At 60.2% G+C, this 19,796-nt stretch carries 17 protein-coding genes and 1 tRNA gene; 9 read left to right on the forward strand and 9 right to left on the reverse strand.

Translation table 11 applies throughout. The features are described from left to right. Positions 1-25: 25 nt before the first annotated feature. Positions 26-2,473 carry an acyl-CoA dehydrogenase gene (locus BUC40_RS09755; RefSeq protein WP_073265063.1) on the reverse strand — a complete coding sequence of 816 codons (2,448 nt, stop codon included), beginning with the start codon at positions 2,471-2,473 and terminating at the stop codon, positions 26-28. Between the two features lie 332 nt (positions 2,474-2,805). Here BUC40_RS09755 and BUC40_RS09760 point away from each other — a divergent pair, with 332 nt between their 5' ends. The 3 genes from BUC40_RS09760 (at position 2,806) to BUC40_RS09770 (ending at position 5,362) form a co-directional block, all read left to right on the forward strand. Further along, positions 2,806-3,426, forward strand: coding sequence for a glutathione S-transferase family protein (locus tag BUC40_RS09760; RefSeq protein WP_073265065.1), 621 nt, complete (start codon positions 2,806-2,808; stop codon positions 3,424-3,426). A gap of 218 nt (positions 3,427-3,644) precedes the next feature. Beyond that, positions 3,645-4,577 (forward strand): ABC transporter ATP-binding protein, encoded by a 933-nt coding sequence (locus BUC40_RS09765; protein ID WP_073265067.1) that lies wholly within the window; start codon positions 3,645-3,647, stop codon positions 4,575-4,577. Further along, entirely contained in the window at positions 4,574-5,362 is a 789-nt protein-coding gene (locus BUC40_RS09770; RefSeq protein WP_073265069.1) for an ABC transporter permease, read from the forward strand. Before BUC40_RS09765 ends, BUC40_RS09770 begins: the two co-directional genes overlap by 4 nt. A gap of 45 nt (positions 5,363-5,407) precedes the next feature. Here BUC40_RS09770 and BUC40_RS09775 read toward each other — a convergent pair whose 3' ends face one another. After that, the gene (locus BUC40_RS09775; RefSeq protein WP_073265071.1) at positions 5,408-6,379 is read right to left on the reverse strand and encodes a magnesium and cobalt transport protein CorA; all 972 of its coding nucleotides are present in this window, start codon (positions 6,377-6,379) and stop codon (positions 5,408-5,410) included. A gap of 77 nt (positions 6,380-6,456) precedes the next feature. Beyond that, entirely contained in the window at positions 6,457-7,146 is a 690-nt protein-coding gene (locus BUC40_RS09780) for a crotonase/enoyl-CoA hydratase family protein (RefSeq protein WP_073265073.1), read from the reverse strand. A 358-nt stretch (positions 7,147-7,504) separates the two neighbouring features. Between BUC40_RS09780 and BUC40_RS09785 the strand changes: the two genes are divergently transcribed. The 5 genes from BUC40_RS09785 to efp all read left to right on the forward strand — a co-directional run bounded on the left by BUC40_RS09785 (position 7,505) and on the right by efp (position 12,095). Next, positions 7,505-7,594: transfer RNA gene (locus BUC40_RS09785), tRNA-Ser, on the forward strand. A gap of 270 nt (positions 7,595-7,864) precedes the next feature. After that, complete coding sequence (gene pmrG, locus BUC40_RS09790; protein WP_083593420.1) at positions 7,865-8,560, forward strand: lipopolysaccharide core heptose(II)-phosphate phosphatase PmrG; 696 nt, start codon at positions 7,865-7,867, stop codon at positions 8,558-8,560. 409 nt (positions 8,561-8,969) lie between these two features. Continuing rightward, positions 8,970-10,319 (forward strand): MFS transporter, encoded by a 1,350-nt coding sequence (locus tag BUC40_RS09795; protein ID WP_073265075.1) that lies wholly within the window; start codon positions 8,970-8,972, stop codon positions 10,317-10,319. Positions 10,320-10,351: 32 nt separating this feature from the next. Continuing rightward, positions 10,352-11,476 carry an elongation factor P maturation arginine rhamnosyltransferase EarP gene (gene earP, locus BUC40_RS09800; RefSeq protein ID WP_073265077.1) on the forward strand — a complete coding sequence of 375 codons (1,125 nt, stop codon included), beginning with the start codon at positions 10,352-10,354 and terminating at the stop codon, positions 11,474-11,476. A 46-nt stretch (positions 11,477-11,522) separates the two neighbouring features. Continuing rightward, the gene (gene efp / locus BUC40_RS09805) at positions 11,523-12,095 is read left to right on the forward strand and encodes an elongation factor P (protein ID WP_073265079.1); all 573 of its coding nucleotides are present in this window, start codon (positions 11,523-11,525) and stop codon (positions 12,093-12,095) included. Positions 12,096-12,186: 91 nt separating this feature from the next. On the opposite strand, the gene BUC40_RS09810 is transcribed toward efp, so the two are convergent. The 3 genes from BUC40_RS09810 to BUC40_RS09820 all read right to left on the reverse strand — a co-directional run bounded on the left by BUC40_RS09810 (position 12,187) and on the right by BUC40_RS09820 (position 13,799). Next, the gene (locus BUC40_RS09810; RefSeq protein WP_073265081.1) at positions 12,187-12,744 is read right to left on the reverse strand and encodes a Smr/MutS family protein; all 558 of its coding nucleotides are present in this window, start codon (positions 12,742-12,744) and stop codon (positions 12,187-12,189) included. Positions 12,745-12,792: 48 nt separating this feature from the next. After that, the gene (locus tag BUC40_RS09815; protein ID WP_073265083.1) at positions 12,793-13,116 is read right to left on the reverse strand and encodes a hypothetical protein; all 324 of its coding nucleotides are present in this window, start codon (positions 13,114-13,116) and stop codon (positions 12,793-12,795) included. Positions 13,117-13,199: 83 nt separating this feature from the next. Next, the gene (locus BUC40_RS09820) at positions 13,200-13,799 is read right to left on the reverse strand and encodes a cysteine hydrolase family protein (protein WP_073265086.1); all 600 of its coding nucleotides are present in this window, start codon (positions 13,797-13,799) and stop codon (positions 13,200-13,202) included. A 224-nt stretch (positions 13,800-14,023) separates the two neighbouring features. Between BUC40_RS09820 and prmB the strand changes: the two genes are divergently transcribed. Continuing rightward, positions 14,024-14,950, forward strand: coding sequence for a 50S ribosomal protein L3 N(5)-glutamine methyltransferase (gene prmB / locus BUC40_RS09825; protein WP_425272921.1), 927 nt, complete (start codon positions 14,024-14,026; stop codon positions 14,948-14,950). A 101-nt stretch (positions 14,951-15,051) separates the two neighbouring features. Here prmB and cobF read toward each other — a convergent pair whose 3' ends face one another. From cobF to BUC40_RS09840, 3 genes are all read right to left on the reverse strand, one after another. Then, complete coding sequence (gene cobF / locus BUC40_RS09830) at positions 15,052-15,816, reverse strand: precorrin-6A synthase (deacetylating) (RefSeq protein WP_073265088.1); 765 nt, start codon at positions 15,814-15,816, stop codon at positions 15,052-15,054. Positions 15,817-16,000: 184 nt separating this feature from the next. Continuing rightward, positions 16,001-18,259, reverse strand: coding sequence for a glucosylglycerol-phosphate synthase (gene ggpS / locus BUC40_RS09835; protein ID WP_073265090.1), 2,259 nt, complete (start codon positions 18,257-18,259; stop codon positions 16,001-16,003). An 88-nt stretch (positions 18,260-18,347) separates the two neighbouring features. Further along, entirely contained in the window at positions 18,348-19,637 is a 1,290-nt protein-coding gene (locus tag BUC40_RS09840) for an MFS transporter (RefSeq protein ID WP_073265092.1), read from the reverse strand. Between the last annotated feature and the right edge of the window lie 159 nt (positions 19,638-19,796).

The raw sequence follows: 19,796 nt of genomic DNA on the forward strand, positions 1-19,796 counted from the left end.
GCCCGCTGTCGTCTCTGCAGTTTGGCTACCTGACTTTGCCCTCGGTGGGCAGCAGCTCTTCCTTGCTGAAGTCATCGACATCGATCACCACGCGGCGAGCGAGCTCGGCGCGTTGCAGTTGCTGGCCTTCTTCGGGTGTGAGTACGCCAGCGGCGACCGCCGTCTCGATCTCGTTTTGCCCGGGCGTTTCTTTGACCTGACCAGCTTTGACGGCCTTGTGCAGTTTCTTCTGCAGTGGCGCTACCTCCTGCAGCAGGTTGAAAGCATGTTGCAGGGCGCCAACCGGATCTTCCGTCGCGCTGGGGCGGAAGCAGCCTTCGAGTAGCTCTTCGAGGGCCGGATCGCCAGCGTTGCGGCCGATGATCGCCGCGACCTGAGCATCGAGGTGATCGTCCGGGCCCTGGTGACGACGGCCGAAGGGGAACACCAGCACGCGCAGGGCGCTCCCCAGGAAGCGATTGGGGAAGTTATTGAGCAGGGCGTCGATGGCGTCCTCGGCCTTGCCCAGGCTCTCCTCGAGCGCCCAATGCAACAGCGGACGGACGTGCTCCGGGTAGTCCTGATCGTGATAGCGCTTCAGAGCCGCAGAGGCCAGATACAGATGGCTGAGCACGTCTCCCAGGCGCGCTGACAGGCGTTCGCGACGTTTCAGCTCACCGCCCAGCAGCATCATACTGAGGTCGGCCAGCATGGCGAAGGCGGCGCTCAGGCGATTGAGAGCGCGGAAGTAGGGGCGGCTGATGCGATCCCCCGGTACCTTACCGAGCAGGCCCATGCTGAGGCTCAGGATCAGTGTGCTGGCGGCGTTGCTGACGGCAAAGCCAATGTGTTGCATCAGCAGGTCGTCGAACTCCACCAGCGCCTGTTCACGGTCTTCACGGTTGGCCAGGGCCATTTCCTTGAGCACATAAGGATGGCAGCGGATTGCGCCCTGGCCGAAGATCATCAGGTTGCGTGAAAGGATGTTGGCGCCCTCGACGGTGATGAAGATCGGCGCGCCTTGCCACGAGCGGCCCAGGTAGTTGCTCGGGCCCATGATGATGCCTTTACCGCCGTGCACGTCCATGGCGTGGGTGATGCACTCGCGCCCGCGCTCGGTGAGGTGGTACTTGAGGATCGCCGACAGCACCGACGGTTTCTCGCCCAGATCCACCGCATTGGCGGTGAGGATGCGCGCGCTGTCCATCAGCCAGGCGTTGCCGCCGATGCGCGCCAAGGCTTCCTGAATGCCTTCGAAGGCCGACAGCGGCACGTTGAACTGCTCGCGCACCTGGCTGTACTGGCCTGTGACCAGGCTGGTGTACTTGGCGGCGCCGGTGCCGACCGCGGGTAGGGAGATGGAGCGACCTACCGACAGGCAGTTCATCAGCATCATCCAGCCTTTGCCGAGGTAGTCCGGCCCGCCGATCAGGTAGTCCAACGGTACAAATACATCCTTGCCGGAATTGGGGCCGTTCATGAAGGCGGCGCCCAGCGGCATGTGGCGGCGGCCGATTTCCACGCCGGGGGTGTCGGTTGGAATCAGCGCCAGGCTGATGCCCAGTTCTTCCTTGTCGCCCAGCAGGTGCTCCGGGTCATATGCCTTGAAGGCGACACCAAGCAGCGTCGCGACCGGGCCGAGGGTGATGTAGCGCTTTTCCCAGTTCAGGCGCAGGCCGATGACTTCTTCACCGTTCCATTGGCCTTTGCAGATCACACCGCTGTCGGGCATGGCGCCGGCGTCGGAGCCTGCCAGTGGGCCGGTCAGGGCGAAGCAGGGGATGTCTTCGCCACGGGCCAGGCGGGGCAGGTAATGATTGCGCTGTTCTTCGGTGCCGTAATGCAGCAGCAGTTCGGCCGGGCCCAGGGAGTTGGGCACCATTACGGTGGAGGCCAGGTCACCGCTGCGGGTGGCCAGCTTCATTGCGACCTGGGAGTGGGCGTAGGCGGAAAAGCCCTTGCCGCCATATTCCTTGGGAATGATCAGAGCGAAGAAACCGTGCTGCTTGATGTGCTCCCAGGCTTTAGGCGGTAGGTCCATACGCTGGCCGATTTCCCACTCGCTGACCATGGCGCACAGCTCTTCAGTGGGGCCATCGATGAACGCCTGTTCTTCGGCGGTCAGCTTGGCCTTCGGATAGGCCAGCAGCTTGTCCCAGTCCGGACGGCCTCTGAACAGTTCGCCATCCCACCAGACAGTGCCTGCCTCAATGGCATCCTTCTCGGTGGCCGACATCGGCGGCAGCACCTTCTGGAACCACGCGAACAGTGGCGCGGTGAAGTTCTTGCGGCGCAGATCCGGCAATGCGAGCGGAATGGCGACTGCCAGCCACAGCAGCCAGAAGATCACCAGCAGCCAGCCTGGAGCATGGCTGTAGGCCCCCATGATTAGCAGGTAGGCAGCAACTATTGCCAGGGCGGGCAGGGGAGCCGTGCGGCGGTGGGCCAGATAGGCCGTACCGAGAACCAGAACGAGCAACCAGACAGCGAGCATGCAGAATCCTCCGTGATGGCGACAGCAGAACGGCGTGTGCCGCCATAATCGTAGTCGGCTTGGGTAGACCTTGCCGACAGGGGCGTAACAGGGCGCTTCCGGCAAGAGATGGCCCGCCACGTTCCCGATAGTGACCCCGTTGTAGGTCGGCGAGTTCGTATAACAAATCGCATCCGCGGATGACCTGTTGGTCAGCTGCTGAATGGTGCTGTTTGCCTGCTCCATAAACGAGGTCGATAGCCAACATCATCGTCGCCCGCTTCCTTCTTGCGAGCAGAGTGATAGGGTTGTCAGCCTCTTGGCAGGCAGGACTCTGATAAGGACGATTGGTGATGCTGAAAATATGGGGTCGCAAGAATTCCAGCAACGTACGCAAGGCGCTTTGGTGCGCCGAAGAAGCCGGCGTCGCCTATGAGCGGCTCGAGGCCGGTGGCTCGTTTGGTGTAGTCGACCAGCCCGAGTACCTGGCGCGCAATCCCAACGGGCGCGTGCCGATGATCGAGGATGGCGACCTGGTGCTATGGGAGTCCAACAGCATCGTGCGTTATTTGGCTGCAGCCTATGCGCCCGGCAGTCTCTACCGCGAAGATCCTGCCAGTCGTGCCCATGGCGACAAGTGGATGGACTGGACGACCTCTAGCTTTGCCGGCGAATTTCGCGACTTGTTCTGGGGCGTTCTGCGTACGCCAGTCGAGCAGCGCAATCCTGCGGTAATCGAAGCTGCCCGGCAGCGTTGCATCGCTCTTCTTGAGCTGCCCGAGCGAGCGCTGGGCGAACATGACTATTTGTCTGGCGACAGCTTCGGCATGGGCGATATCCCGCTGGGCAGCTTTATTTACGCCTGGTTCGAAATGCCTATCGAGCGGCCGCCGCAGCCCAATCTGCAAGCCTGGTATGCGCGGTTGTGCGAGCGCCCGGCCTATCAGCGTGCGGTGATGACCGAACTGACCTGAGGGCACCTCTAAAAACTACCTGCGTTGTCATCGCCGCGTTGAAAACAGGCTCAAAATGCTCATTTACAGGCTGTACAGTCCGCTTTTTCGCCTGTTTTCGCCTTGCGATGACTGCCTCGCCTACGTTTTTAGAAGCGCCCTGACAGCGCAATTGCGTTGCAATGTTTGCCCGGCACCCCCATCTAAACCCTGTCATTTTCAATGCGTGCGTATCTTCTATGAGTACTGCTCTGTCGATCCGACAGCTGATCAAAACCTATGGCAATGGCTTCACTGCGTTGCACGGCCTCGATCTCGATGTGGCCGAAGGTGATTTCTTCGCATTGCTGGGCCCCAATGGCGCCGGCAAATCCACCACCATTGGCATCCTCTCCACGCTGGTGAACAAGTCCAGTGGCACGGTCAACGTGTTCGGCCATGATCTGGATGCCCAGCCTGCCGCGCTCAAGCGCTGCATCGGCGTGGTGCCCCAGGAATTCAACTTCAACCAGTTCGAGAAGGTCTTCGACATCGTCGTGACCCAGGCTGGCTATTACGGCATCCCGGCGCGCCTCGCCAAAGAGCGGGCCGAGCAGTACCTCAATCAGCTGGGCTTGTGGGAGAAGCGCAATGTCGCCTCGCGCGAGCTGTCCGGCGGCATGAAGCGCCGCCTGATGATCGCCCGCGCGCTGGTGCATCAGCCGCGCTTGCTGATCCTCGACGAACCGACTGCTGGGGTCGATATCGAGCTACGTCGCTCGATGTGGAGCTTCCTTACTGATCTGAACCAGCAGGGCATCACCATCATTCTGACCACCCATTACCTCGAGGAGGCCGAGCAGCTGTGCCGCAATATCGGCATCATCGACCATGGGCGGATTGTCGAGAACACCAGCATGAAGGCACTGCTGGGCAAGCTGCACGTCGAGACGTTCTTGCTCGATCTGAAACACGATCTGCTCGCTGTTCCGCAATTTGTCGGTTATCCCGCCAAGCTGGTCGACGCCCATACCCTCGAAGTGCAGGTGGACAAAAGCCAGGGTGTTACCGAGCTGTTCCGGCAACTGGCGGCGCACAACATCGAGGTGTTGAGCCTGCGTAACAAGAGCAACCGCCTGGAGGAGCTGTTCGTGTCTCTGGTCGAGAAGAATCTGTCGAAGGTGGCCGTATGAATCACGAGCAGTCCGAATTCAGCGCCAACCTGGTGGCCTTGCGTACCATCGTTTACCGCGAAGTGCGCCGTTTCATGCGCATCTGGCCGCAGACCTTGCTGCCGCCAGCGATCACCATGGTTCTGTACTTCGTGATCTTCGGCAACCTGATCGGCCGGCAGATCGGCGACATGGGTGGCTTCACCTACATGGAGTACATCGTGCCGGGGCTCATCATGATGTCGGTGATCACCAACAGCTACGGCAACGTGGTTTCTAGCTTCTTTGGTAGCAAGTTCCAGCGCTCTGTCGAGGAGCTGATGGTGTCGCCGGTGTCGCCGCACACCATCCTTATCGGTTACGTCACCGGCGGCGTGCTGCGTGGCTTAGCAGTGGGCGTGATCGTGACGATACTCTCGCTGTTCTTCACCCACCTGCAGGTGCATCACCTTGGGCTGACAGTGCTGGTGGTACTGCTGACGGCGACGATCTTCTCGCTGGGCGGCTTCGTCAACGCAGTGTTCGCGCGCAACTTCGACGATATCTCGATCATCCCGACGTTCGTGCTGACGCCGCTGACCTATCTGGGCGGCGTGTTCTATTCAATCACTCTGCTGCCGCCGTTCTGGCAGACCGTGTCGATGGCCAACCCGGTGCTGCACATGGTCAATGCCTTCCGCTACGGTATTCTCGGCGTATCGGATATCCGCATCGGCACCGCAATCGGCTTTATGCTGGTCGCCACAGCGGTGCTGTATGTACTGTGCGTGCGTCTGCTGGTCAGCGGCCGCGGCATGCGCCAGTAAGCGTGTTGAGTTGGGTGCACGCTTTAGCAGCGTGCCCTCGCTCCGCTACAGCCAGCCGTAATGCCGGAAGCTCGCGTACAAACCGAGGCAGCCGACACCAATTACGCCCAGAACAGCGAAGTAGCCATACTGCCAGTTCAGCTCGGGCATATTGTGGAAGTTCATGCCATAGATGCCAGCGACTGCGGTAGGGAAGGCAAGAATCGCTGCCCAGGCGGCGAACTTGCGCTGCACTACGCTCTGTCGGGACGACTCCAGCAACAAGCCGACTTCGATGGCGTGGTCGGCCATCTCGCGAAGGTTGGTCAGGTCTTCGAGTAGGCGATTGACGTGAATGGCCACGTCGCGAAAGTACGGGCGCATGTTTTTGTCGATGAACGGAAAGTCCAGGTGCTGCAATTCCTGACAGATTTCTGCCAGTGGGCCGATGTTGCGTCGTAGGCGCAGCAGATCACGACGTAACTGCTGAATGCGCACTACCTCGCCATGGGTCATGGCGCATTCAAGTACGGTTTGTTCGAGTTGCTCCAGCTCCGCGTAGTAGATGTCCATCAGCGGTCGGTAATTCTCGATGATGAAGCTGATCAGTGCGTAGAGCACAAAATCTTCGCCATGCTCAAGCAGCAGAGGCCTGGCCTCGCAACGCTGACGCACCTTGGTGTAGGGCGTGGATTCCCCGTAGCGGGCGCTGATCACGTAGCCCTTGCCGGCGAACAGTTGGGTTTCCACGAAGGTCAGTTCGCCACCGACCTGCACAGGCGAATAGAGCACCAGAAACAGCGCATCACCGAAGATTTCCAGTTTGGGGCGAGTGTGCCGTTGCAGCGCATCCTCCAAGGCCAGTTCGTGCAAATTGAACTGCTGTTGCAGATTGCCAAGCTCCTCGCTGCCTGGATCATGCAGGCCGATCCACACAAAATGCTCAGGTTTGCTGGCCCACTCGCGGCCTTCATCAAGGTGAATGTCGCTGACCTTGCGACCCTTGCTGTACACCGCTGCTGCGACCAGTTCGCCCATGATTTGCCCCGTGCATGATTATGGACGGCAGCTTACCTGCTTATTTCTGCTTGCTCAGCCCCTTTGCCTCGTAAGATCTACAGCGAGTGCTGCTTGTCCAGCTCGATGGACTGGTCGAGTGTTTCCAGCAGCGCGGCGCGAACCTTGAGTTTGGTCTTGCGGTGCGCGTTCATGTTGATCTTCTTGAACTGCGCGGCCACGGCCAGGGCAGTGTCCATCAGTTGGTCAGCCGGTACCACCTTGTCGAGAAAGCCTGCATCGACTGCGCTTTGCGGGTCGAACATCTCGCCGTTGATCACCGAGCGGTGGAAGGCGGATTTACGCAGGCGATCACGCGCCAGTTCGATGCCGACGTGGTGCATGGTCATGCCGATCTGCACTTCGTTGAGGCCAATGCTGAATGCACCCTCGACACCAATGCGGTAATCACTGGAGAGCAGCAGGAACGCACCCTTGGCTACCGCATGGCCGGGGCAGGCGGTGATGATCGGGTACGGGTGGGCGAGCATACGCCGCGCCAGCGTCGATCCGGCAGCGACCAGGTCGATGGCGTTCTGCGGGCCGGAGGTCATCACCTTGAGGTCATAGCCGCCGGAGAGAATGCCGGGCTGGCCGGTAAGGACCACGATGGCCTTGTCCAGCGTTGCACGATCCAAGGCTGCGTTGAGGGCATCGATCACCGCAGGCGAGATGGCATTCACCTTGCCGTTATTGAGTGTCAGGGTGGCGATGCCGTCATCGAGGTGGTAGCTGATCAGGTCGCTCATGGTCGACTCCTTATTGTGAAATTGCGGCTGACGTTACCCATACGCCGTGGTCTGGTAAAGCGCGAAGGGTGACCGACAAGTCAGGGTAAAAACGCTGGACACTGGGGCTGCAGGGAACCCCGTCGAATTTGTGCGTTGCGCCGATGATGGATTGGACGGATAACCACTACTGATATTGCTTGCACGCCATCGGCGTAGTTTGGCGATTGCCCGATGATTCGGCGCTTCAAGGCGAGGCTGGCTTTCCGCTCGTTTGCCGCTGTCTTAAATGTATGAATCTTCTGAAAAAAGTTTTGCCTTTGGGCAAACCTTCGATTACATTAGCGCGCCTCGACAGACAGCATGTCTGGCGAGATCCGGTGAAGTGTCCGAGCGGTTGAAGGAGCACGCCTGGAAAGTGTGTATACGAGAAATCGTATCAAGGGTTCGAATCCCTTCTTCACCGCCACTTTCGAATCAACGCAAACCCCCGTCATTCCTAGCGAAGCGGGGGTTTTGTGTTTCTGGCTTCCGGAATCTAGGGCGTTATTGGGGAGTACTGCGATTTCCGGCCAGCTTTCGATTAACGCTGGGGCGAGACATTCTAAGGCTCAAGTAGGCGCCGACGAGTACTCCAACTTACAAATCGCTGCAGCCCGTTCGCGAACTATTCGTGACAGGGGGGATCAGTTCAGGTCACGCCTATAAACCGTACCCAGGCGATCTAGCTGGAGTTCTGATGCTGCAATCCTTCTTCCTGAGCCCGGCGCAGCGCTTGTATAGCAAGCTGAGTGCTCGTCAACGCCGTGTTGCACTCGCCGCATGTATGGCAGCTTTTTTGGCGACGGCGTTGGATGCTTTCGTGATGCATCCCCCAGAGGTCGAAGATCTTTCTGAAGAGCGTAGCAATGAGCTGCCTAATCTCCTGGCCCAATGGGAAGAGGGCGATGTCATCGTCCTGCTGCGCCACCTGGAACGCTGTGACAAAGAGGACTATCCATGCCTGGAAGGAACCGAGGGAATCACCTCAAGATCGGTGCCGGTTGGAGGATGGTTGGCTGAGGGGTTTGGGCAGTTGGGGCTCTCCAAAACAGATGTCTATAACAGCCCGCTCACGCGCACGGCGCAGACCGAAGAGCTGGTATTCGATGATCTAGGTATCGACGAAGACTGGTTGTACAAATGTCGGGAAACAATGCTCGAGGATGCGCTTGAGCGTAAGGTGCCAGGCAAGAATATGGTTCTGGTAACCCACAGCAGCTGTATTTCCGCGTTCGAGCAATCGCTCGGCTATGACACCGAAACGCCCGAATATGGGACCGCATTGTTTTTCACCAAGTCTGCCAATTCTAAATCCCTAAAAGTGGTTGGCTTTCTTGATGCCGATGATTGGAAGCGTGCGCTTGAGGATGGCGCTCGGCGCCAGAGAGGCTAAAGCAGGAGAGTGTGCAGCCAGCTCTAGGTTGCAGCTTCACTTCGTTCAAGTCTGTGTAAGCAGCATTCAATTTAAGTGGCCTATCACGGCGATATGGGTGAGCGGATTGTTCGTTCTAGCTTGCTGGTGTATCGTCCGCGGCCTTTGATGGGGCGGCCTGCGCCCTTCGGCTTTTACCGTTACAGCTCCCGCTGATTCCGCCACTTTCAAACAAAATCAAAAACCAAAAGCCGCCGGGCTTTTGGGCTTCGGCGTCCGTTTTCTACGGCGTCTTTCCCTAAAGCATCCGCTACTCCGCCAAGCATCGCTTGTCGTCGGGCGTTCTTGTGTGTGCGGTGTGGGCTGCGCGTAACGATCATTGCATTCTTTTTCCGATGCGCCTGCGGGGCGTCATCGTTCCGAGGTTTTTATGTCGCAACTACTTGGCATGGCGCTTGGGCCTTTGCTCGGTTTGTTCATTATCAGTATTGGCAACGGCTTCATTTCTTCGCTGACCACGCTGCGCCTGGATGCGGCGGGGGTGTCGGCGACGGTGATCGGCATCGTCTCCGCGTCCTACTTCATCGGTTTGACGCTGGGCGCACTGTTCAATGATCGCCTGATTCTGCGCATCGGCCATATCCGCGCCTACAGCAGCTTCGCCTCGTTGACCGCCGTCAGCGTGCTGCTGCAGGGGCTGTTTTTCGATCCGTGGGCCTGGATCGTTTTCCGTCTGATAGCCGGCTGGTCGATTCTCGGCGTGTTTCTCGTCGTGGAAAGCTGGATGTTGCTGGCGGGTGACCAGAAGGTACGTGGCCGCCTGCTGGCGCTGTACATGATGGCGCTCTACGGCTCCGGCATGCTCGGCCAACTGCAGCTGGGCGCGATAGATGCCTGGGGCGAAACTGCGCCCTTTATGGTGGCCGGCTTGCTGGCTTCGTTATCGGTATTGCCGATGGGCATCATTCCGCGGGTTACGCCGCTGGTCGAGAAGGTCGAACCGCTGCTGCCGCAGCAACTGATCCGCATGACGCCAACCGGAGTGATTGGCTGCTTTGGTTCGGGTATCGCCATTGCGGCGGTGTATTCGCTGTTGCCGCTGTATCTGCAGCGTATAGGCATGAGCGTCAGCGAGGTCGGCCAGATGATGGCCAGCGTGATCCTTGGCGCCATGGTGCTGCAGTATCCGGTCGGACGCTGGTCCGATCAGCATGATCGGCAGAGCGTGCTGATCGTACTCAGCCTGTTCTGTCTGCTGATTTCTCTGGCGATCATGATTCTGCCGTCCTCGCCAGTGCTGTTGATGGTGTTGTTGTTCCTGCTTGGTGGCGGGGTGTTTGCCGTCTACCCTGTGGCGGTCAGCCATGCGGCGGACCGGGCTCCGGCCGGGGCGCTGGTGCGCATGGTGCAGGGACTGCTGCTGATCAACTCGCTGGGCTCGGCCATCAGCCCGCTGATGATCTCCCCGCTTATGGAGCACGATGGCGACGCAGGGCTTTTTCTGGCCTTCAGTCTGCTCAATGGCTGCCTCGTGCTGCTGTTTTTCTGGCGCCGCAAGTTACGCCCGGCGCCGCAGCCTGTGGCACCATTCGAGCCTGCCACGCCGGCCTCGATGGTCGGTGCCGAGCTGCGGGTAACCGAAGATTTGGTGCAGGGCGCGCTTGAGCACGAGCGTATGGAGGATCTTTCCGATGTAGTGCCCGGTGTCGAGGTTGCCGAACCCGTGGGCGATGCCGAGCAAGGTGTTCGAGAGCCCGTCAATGGCGGGCTTCAGGCCTGAAATGACAGAGGCCCAGTGAAGGACATGCTGCGATGAAGTGGGACATTTTCTGCCGCGTCGTCGACAACTATGGCGACATTGGCGTGACCTGGCGCCTGGCGCGGCAACTGGTGGCCGAGCAGGGCGCCGAGGTGCGGCTGTGGGTCGATGATCTGGCTGCGCTGGCACGTATCTGCCCGCGCGCAAATGCAGAGTCGGTTTGTCAGCACTTGGACGGCGTTGAGGTGCTTCGCTGGGATTCTATCTGGCAAGCTGTTAAGCCGGCCGATGTGGTGATCGAGGCGTTCGCCTGCGAGTTGCCCGCCGATTATGTGAAGGCGATGTCCGTGGGTGCGTCGCGGGTGCTCTGGCTGAATCTGGAGTACCTGAGCGCCGAAGACTGGATCGAGGGCTGCCATGGTCTGCCTTCGATGCAAGGCAATGGTTTGCAGAAGTTCTTCTTCTTTCCCGGTTTTACCGCTGGCACTGGCGGGCTGCTATGCGAGGGAGATCTCCTCGATGCCCGCGATGCCTTGCAACGAGACATTGGCGTCCGCGAGCGCTTTCTCGAATCGATGGGCATACGGCCTGCCACCGGTGCGCGGCTGATTTCTCTGTTCGCCTACGAGAATACTGCGCTGCACAGCTTGCTGGATGCCTTGGCAAACGATGCCACTCCCAGCCACCTGCTGGTTCCTGAGGGAAGAGTTCTTGGCGATCTGCATGGCTGGCTAGGTCACGCCACCGAAGTCGGCACTTCCGTCGAGCGAGGTGCACTTCGTGTGCAGGTGCTGCCTTTTATGCAGCAGGATCAATACGACGCGTTGCTCTGGTGCTGTGACCTGAATCTGGTACGCGGTGAGGATTCCTTCGTGCGTGCGCAGTGGGCCGGGCGACCGCTCGTCTGGCATATCTACCCGCAGGAGGAAGGCGCACATTGGGACAAGCTGGAGGCGTTCATGGCGCTGTATTGCCAGGGGTTTTCTGCCGAGGCCAGTGCGGCGCTGCAGGCCCTGTGGCGAGCCTGGAATGCCGGCAAGCCCATGGCCGATGGCTGGAATGCCTGGCTCAGGTGCCACGCTGAGCTTGCCGCACATGCTCAGGAGTGGGCCAGGCGCCAGGCGGTACGTGCAGATCTTGCCGCAGCGCTGGTGCAGTTTTACCGAAATTGGCTATGATACGCGGCCTCGAATTTTGTAAATCCATTCAGATCCGGATATTCGTATGAAAACCGCACAAGAAATGAAGCCTAACAGCGTGGCCCTGATCGATGGCCAGCCATGGCTGATCCAAAAGGCCGAGTTCACCAAGTCCGGTCGTAACAGCGCCATCGTCAAGATGAAGCTGAAGAACCTGATGAACGGCTCGAAGACTGAAACCGTCTACAAAGCCGACGACAAGATGGAGCCGGTCATCCTTGAGCGCAAGGAAGTGAACCTGTCTTACATCAGCGGCGACGACTACGTATTCATGGATCCGGAATACAACTCTTACGAGCTGCGTGCCGAAGACCTGGAAAGCGTTCTGCCGTTCATCGAAGAAGGCATGAACGATGTCTGCGAAGCTGTGTTCTTCGAAGGCAAAGTAATCTCCGTCGACCTGCCGACCACCATCGTGCGTCAGCTGGCTTACACCGAAGGTTCTGCTCGTGGCGACACCTCCGGCAAGGTGATGAAGCCAGCCAAGCTGAGCAACGGTACCGAAGTGAAAGTGGCTGATTTCTGCGAAATCGGCGACTGGATCGAGATCGACACCCGTACTGGCGAATACAAGTCCCGCGCCAAGGCGCCGGTCTGATCGTTAGGCTTGCGAGGTGAAAAACCCGGCCTTTGCGCCGGGTTTTTTATTGTCTGCCGTTTGGCTTTAAGAGCCTGTTACCGCCTGGTGGTCACTCGTCGCGACCATCCATCATGGTGCGTTTGAGTATCACGTAAACCGCGCCATTGCCGCCATGCTTGGCGATGCACGAGGCGAAGCCCAGTACCTGCGGATGCTGACGCAGCCAGGTATTCACATGGCTCTTTATCATCGGCTTGCGACCATCGGTGCGCACGGCTTTGCCGTGGGTGACACGAACGCAGCGAATTTCCAGCTTGGTGGCCTCGGCGAGAAATTCCCAGAGAGTATCGCGAGCCTTCTCCACGTTCATGCCGTGCAGGTCGAGGCTACCATCGAAGGGAATCTGGCCGAGCTTGAGCTTGCGCATCTGGCCGTCCTGCACGCCGTTGCCGACCCAATACAGCGCATCTTCAGCGCCCACGTCGATGACGAACTGATCAGACAGGCCATCGACCTTGATAGTGTCGGTACGCAGGGTGGCAGCCTGGCGCAGGGTTGCCAGGCGAGCACGGTCACTCTTCGGCTTGCCGGTGTCCGCGCGATCATGCTTGATCGGCTTCACGCCTTGCAGCTGGGCTTTGAACAGGGAAAAGTCATCGTCTTGCATTGGAGCCTCCGCCGGGGGCGACAAGTTTACCAAGCGGAGAAGGGCGGGTCAGTCGCGTTTCTTCATCAGGTGCGGGGACATAGCCAGGTCTGCGCGGCGCTGGCGCATGCGTCGGCGGGATTTGCGCCAGCCCACTACTCCACCCCAGAACAGTACCAGGCCAAGCACAAGCAGCACGCTGGCGTCGACCGTCGAATCATTGAGGTTGCCCAGCGCCGGCGGGCGGCCCAACAGCGTCGCGGTACCCGCCATCATCAGAAGAATGCCCAGTACCGCGAACACTGCCGTCAGCGCAGCGGCAAAGCGCAACCGCCAGCTGTACGAGCGTCGCGGACGAAGATGGCTGGCGTTGAAACCGTCGGTGTGCTTCATGCGCTAATTCCTTGAAGGCTCATCTCGCTATGACTGGCAGTGTAGTAGCGGGTTCAAACAGCGCGGCTCAGTAGAACTGGTTCTTACAACAGGGCGTTGGCGTCTGGAACCCAGGCGGCAAAGTTGTCGGCCAGGGCAATCATTTCCACGCGGTGCATCTCGGCAGCGCTGATCACCTTGCCATCCGGCGTCGGCAGGTCGCGGGTGGCGCAGGCGGCATCGACCACCGTACAGCGATAGCCGTAATCCTTGGTGGCGCGGATGGTGGTGCTGATGCTCGAGTGAGTCATGAAGCCACAGACGATCAGGTCCAGATGGCCGAGCGACTGCAGCTTCTCGTGCAGCTCGGTACCGGAAAAGGCGTTTGGCATGCGCTTCTCAACGACGATCTCACCCGGCAGCGGTGCGACTTCCGGCAGGTGGTCGCCACGTGGGCCGCGTGGGTCGAGCAGGCCGCCCGGAATTCCCAGGTGCTTGATATGCACGATAGCTCCACCCTGGGCCCGTACGGCGTCCAGCAGTTTGGCAATCTCAACCAGGGCAGCGTCCAGGCCTGGCAACTGCACCACACCGCTGCGATATTCTTCCTGGGCATCGATGACCAGTAGAGTCGCATTGCTCAGGTTGGCAGGTGCGTGGCCACGACCGGTGAGCTGATAGAACGTTTGCGGGTGGGACGACATGTACGACTCCTTGCTGGCGCGGTTAACGGTGCACATTGTCCGCCTCTATGACGTTGCTGTGAACCTCTCTGTTGGTTGTATTGCTGCCGCGTCATGTGGGTGGGGCAGATGAATCGTTTCAGCTTTCCTCGCTTTATGTCTGCTTATCGTCGAGCAGATGAGGCGTAGCGCTGGATTGCCGGGGTAGGGCTGCTAAACTGTCGGCTTTTGCCCGGAGCCCTGTCGTGACCGATGCCCGCCCAGCCCTGAACACTCGCCTGCGTACCTTGCGTGATTACATTCGTTGGGCGGTAAGCCGTTTTCAGGCTGAAGAGCTGTTCTTTGGGCACGGCACCGATAACGCTTGGGATGAGGCTCGCCAGCTGGTGCTCGGCGCCCTGCATCTGCCTTGGGAAATCGCCGACGGTTACCTCGATTGCCGCCTCGAAGACGACGAGCACCAGCATCTGCATGACCTGCTCAAACGCCGCATCGAGGATCGCGTGCCCACCGCCTATTTGCTCGGCGAAGCCTGGTTCTGCGGCTTGCCCTTCATCGTCGACGAACGCGTGTTGGTGCCCCGTTCACCTATTGGTGAGCTGATCGAGCAGCGTTTCAGCCCGTGGCTGGCGAGTGAGCCGACGCGGATTCTCGACTTGTGCACCGGTTCTGGCTGCATCGGTATCGCCTGCGCTTACGAGTTTCTCGACGCCGAAGTGGTGCTTGGCGATCTGTCCTACGAGGCGCTGGAAGTGGCCAACCGCAATATCGAACGCCATGGCCTCGAAGAGCGCGTGTACACCGTACAGGGCGACGGTTTTGCCGGGCTGCCGGGGCAGCGTTTCGACCTGATCGTCTCCAACCCGCCTTATGTCGATGCCGAAGACTTCGCCGACATGCCAGCTGAGTATCAGCACGAGCCGGAAATGGGCCTGGCCTGTGGCGATGACGGTCTTGATCTGGTGCGCCGGATGCTAGCGGAAGCAGCCGATCACCTAACCGAGAAAGGGCTGCTGATTGTCGAGGTTGGGAACAGCCAGGTGCACGTCGAGGCGCTGTATCCCGAAGTGGATTTCGCCTGGCTGGACTTCGCCCGTGGCGGCCATGGCGTGTTCATGCTCTCGGCCGAGCAGTGCCGCGAACATCAGGCACTGTTTCGCGAGCGCTGCTGATAAAGCTTCCTGAGTGTCGCTGCGCTCGACGCCAGGCCGCCGACCGCCAAACGTAGCCTGTGGTTGAGCGCAGCGATACCCAGGGATATCGCCAACTACGCTCAGGCCTCGCGCCCACCGCGGCGCAGCAGGTAGCTGTCCATGATCCAGCCGTTTGCCTCGCGTGCGGCGGCGCGGGTTTCTGCGATGTGTTCAGCGACATCAGCGAGCTTGCCGGCGATAAGAATCTCGTCTGGCGTGCCGACATAAGCGCCCCAGTAGATGTGCAGGTCTTCGTTGATCACGTGGCGAAAGCTGTCCTGTGCGTCGAGCATCACTACCACGCTGTCCACGCCCTCTGGCCAGCCCTCGCGCAGGCGGCGGCCGGTAGTGATTTGCACGGCACGACCGATTTGGTTCAGGGGAATGCGGTGGCGGGCGGTGAGCGCCTGCACGCTGGTGATACCGGGGATTACTTCGTAGTCGAGAGGCATGCCGCCCTCGATCACACCGTCGAGAATGCGGATGGTGCTGTCATAGAGCGAGGGGTCGCCCCAGACCAGAAAGGCGCCGATTTCGCCATCTTGCAATTGGCTGATCAACTGCTCGAACACCGCCTGTTTGTCGCGATTCAGGCTGTCGATACTGGCGTTGTAGTCGGCTACATCGCGCTCGCGCTCGGGATTGGTCGCTTCGAGGATGCGATAGTTACGGCCCGGCTCGATATAGCGATCAAGGATCAGGCGGCGCAAGGCGATCAGCTTGTCCTTGGCTTCACCCTTGTCGAGGATAAAGAACACATCGGCGCGATTGAGCGCCTTGGTCGCCTGGGTGGTGAGGTAGTCGGGGTCACCGGCGCCGATGCCGATGATCAGGATGTCTTTCATGCTGCGCATCTCGTACTTGCAATGGCGCGCAGCATATCAGGTGCTGGTTGTTGGCTGCCTCGCAGAGCAGCGCTTCGCGATTTTGAACTAGAGCAGCATTTGTGGGAGGGCGCGGGGACGCCTAGTCCATGCGCCCGAAAAGCTTCGCGGGCATGGCCCGCTCCCACAGATATATTGCCTTGGTTCAGCCTGCCGCCAGCTTCAGCACTGTCTCGGGCTCCGGCTCTGCCACGCCTGCCAGGAACTCGTCGCCCCAGCGGCGGATATCGTTGTAGTTAACGATATCGAACAGCTCACGCATCCGCGCACGGGCTTCGGCTTTGGGCATGTTCAGCGCCAGGTAGCAGGTGTGCGCCAGGTCGGCCGTGTCATGCGGGTTGGTCAAAAGGGCGCCTTTGAGCTCCGCCGCGGCACCGGCGAATTCCGAAAGTGCCAATACGCCCTGGCCTTCCAGCAGACCTTGGGTGGCGACGAACTCCTTGGCCACCAGGTTGAGGCCGTCGCGCAGCGGGGTGATCCACATGACGTCGGCCATGGCGTACCAGGCCACCACCTCGTCGAATGGAAAGCTGCGGAAGAAGAACTGCACCGGCGTCCAGCCGATTCGTGCGAAGCGGCCGTTGATGCGACCAACCGCCTGCTCGATCTGCGCTTGCAGCTCGTCGTAGATTGTCATCTCGCGCGCAGCCGGTACGCAGATGCTGACGAGGGTGATCTTCTTGTGCAGCTCCGGGTTGTCCGCCAGTAGCCGCTCGTAGGCGTGCAGTTTTTCGAGGATGCCTTTGGTGTAATCCAGGCGCTCCACGGACAGCACCAGCTTGATGCCACTGAGCTCGCTGCGCAGATGGGCCATCTGCTCGCGAGTTTTTTCCTGGGCAAGGGCGTTGCGCACCCGGTCGATATCCAGGCCGACCGGGTGAGCGCCAAGTTTGACCACGCGGCTGCCGGTGTCCACGGCGGTGGTCATGCGCTCCAGGCCCACGGCGCAACCATAGGTGATGAATCGCGGTGCGCAGTTCTGTCGGCTGATCGTTTGCAGCGGCGTGACGCCGCGTGCCACGTCGACGAAGTTTTCTACCTGACGCGGGATATGGAAGCCGATGTAGTCGCACTGCAGCAGGCTGCCGATGATCTGCCGGCGCCACGGCAGTACGTTGAATACGTCGGCCGAAGGGAAGTAGGTGTGGTGGAAGAAGGCGATTCGCAGGTCCGGGCGCAGTTCGCGCAGGTAGCCCGGCACCATCCACAGGTTGTAGTCGTGCAGCCAGACGATGGCGCCTTCCGCCGCTTCCTTGGCGGTGCGCTCGGCGAAGGCTCGGTTGACCTTGAGAAACACCTGCCAGTCATCTTCATCGAAGCGGGCACGTTCCCAGAAAGTATGCAGCGTCGGCCAGAAGGCTTCCTTGGAGAAGCGCTTGTAGAAGATGTCGACTTCCCTCTTGCTCAGCGCTACCCGTGCGGCGGTGAGTTTCGGGTAGCGCTCGGCGTCCACCGTGGTGTGAGTTTCGAACGGCTCGTCGCCTTCCTCGTCAACCGCCCAGGCGACCCAGGAGCCAGGGCGCGAATCGCCGAAGAAGCTCATTAGCGTGGGGATAATGCCGTTGGGCGAGGTTGGACGGCGGCGCTGTACTTTGCCGTCCACGCGGTGCTCTTCGTAGGGCAGGCGGTGATAGACCATCACCAGTTCGGCCCGGCCCGGTTTGGTTGCCGTGCGTTTTTCCGCGGCGATGCCATGTTCGCCGAGAAAGCCGAAATGTACGAAGGCCTGCAGAATGCCACCGCAACCTGGGCGGTCCGCCTGCAGAATCCATGACTGGTGCTCGGTGGCCTTGAGCAGATTCGGCTCGGAATCGCCAACGCATACGCCCTTGTATGTGCCGTCGAGCATGTTTAGGTCATTGAGGGTGTCGCCACAGGCCAATACCTGGCCATCGTCGATCCCCAGCCAGTCGACCAGCGCCTTAAGGCTGGTGCCCTTGTTAATGCCTTTGGGCAGAAAGTCGAGGTAGCGATCCGCGGAGTAGAGCAGATCGCAACCTAGCGTTTCTGCGACCAGGGCCAGAGCCGGGTCGGCAGCCTGTTCGGGCGTGCAGAAGTAGGAGCAGCGGCGTGCCTGGGGCACGTCCTGACGCTCTAGGCCGAAACCTTCCAGGGCTTGAGCGACCTGGCTTTCACCCGGCCAGCGGGCATCGACCTGGCTCTGCAGCTGTTGAATGGGTTGCAGAGTGTCGCCATGCACGAAGGTGGCGCCAACGTCGGCGATGATGAAGTCCGGTTGTGGCAAGGTCGGGTCGGCCAGCAGCGGCAGGACCGCTTCAAGGCTGCGACCGGTAACGTAGGCCAGCTGAATTTCCGGGTGGGCGGCGATGGTCTGGTAAAGGCTGAGACGATCCTCAGGATCGCCAGCGAGAAAGGTTCCATCAAGATCGGTTGCAAGTAGCATGCGCTGTCTCCCTGTTCAAGCGCCGACATCAGCCGACGGGTAAAGCGGGCGCCTGGTTGGCGCCTCTGTTCTGCAGGCGTGTGTGTGCCTACGACGAAGTAGCCGCGCGCTCCTGCGCGCTGCCGGGGTTATCGTTGTCCGGGTCGCTGTCATCGTCTGCCGGAGGGGCGTCCGGCATCAGTTCCAGCACGGTATGGCTGGTGCGTAGCATCGGCACGAAGTGCGCCTGCTCACCTGTGACCAGGTCGCTGACGTGGCGCAGGCGATAAAAGGTATAGGCCGCCAGCAGCCCCAGCGTGGCCGCGAAATACAGTGGCAACGCGGCGGCGCCGCTGTATTGCATCAGCAGGCCGGCGAGCAGCGGCCCGCATACGGAGCCAACGCCATTGATCATCAGCAGGCTGCTGGAGCCGGAAAGGATCTCGTCGCTGTGCAACTGGTCGATCAATTGCGCCACGGCGATGGGGTAGATGGCGAACGACAGCCCGCCAAACAGGAACATCAGCGCCAGCAACGGGCGACCGGCAGGTAGCAGGCTCATCGCCAGGGCGACGAGCACCGCAGCGCTGACCACCCAGAACAGCACCCAGCGTCGGTCGTGGGTATCGGAGAAGCGACCGATCGGCACCTGCAGCAGGGCGCCGCCGAGAATGGTCGCGCTCATCATCAGGCCGACTCCGGCGGCATCGAAGCCATTGAGGCTGGCATACACCGGCGCCATGCCCCAGAACGCACCGAGCGCCAGACCGGAAAGACCCGCTGCGGCAATCGACAGCGGTGCGATGCTGACGATGGCGCGCAGGTTGGTATGCAGGGTGTCCGGCACACTGGGCTGCGGCTGTCGGGTTAGAGTGATGGGCATCAGCGCCGCACTGATCAGCATTGCCGCCAGGGCGAAGAGCAGGAACTCACCGGGGTCGGCCAGGTTCAGCAACTGCTGAGCAGCAGCCAGGGCACCCAGGTTGACCGCCATGTAAACCGCGAACATCTGCCCGCGCTTGTCGTTGGGCACCTGAGCGTTGAGCCAACTCTCTATGACCATGTACAGGCTGACCAGCGCCAGACCGTAGAGCACCCGCAAGCCGAGCCACACCCACGGGTCGACGATCAGCACATGGAGCAGCGCGGTGATCGCGGCGAGGGCGGCGCAAAAGGAAAACGCACGGATATGCCCAACGCGACGAACCAGCGGAATAGCCAGCCAGGTACCGAGGAGAAAACCGACGAAGTACCCGGACATGATCAGGCCGAGCATCCCGGTGGAGTAGCCTTCGGCAACGCCACGCAGGGTCAGTAGGGTGTTGAGCAGACCATTGCCAAGGAGGAGTAACGCGACCCCACCCAGCAACGAGCTGATAGGGGCAATAGAGGACCACATGGCGAACAACCCTAGGGAACTATGCCGGTGATGGCAAGCAGGAAGCGCGCCAGTGATCCTCGGATATTGTTTCTATCTATTTGATATTAAATGAATATTTTTAGCGACGAACGGTCGTCCCATTTTTGATGGCAACGAAAGGCACTAGCGTGGTGCGCA

It is taken from the genome of Phytopseudomonas punonensis, assembly GCF_900142655.1.
Taxonomy (GTDB): domain Bacteria; phylum Pseudomonadota; class Gammaproteobacteria; order Pseudomonadales; family Pseudomonadaceae; genus Aquipseudomonas; species Aquipseudomonas punonensis.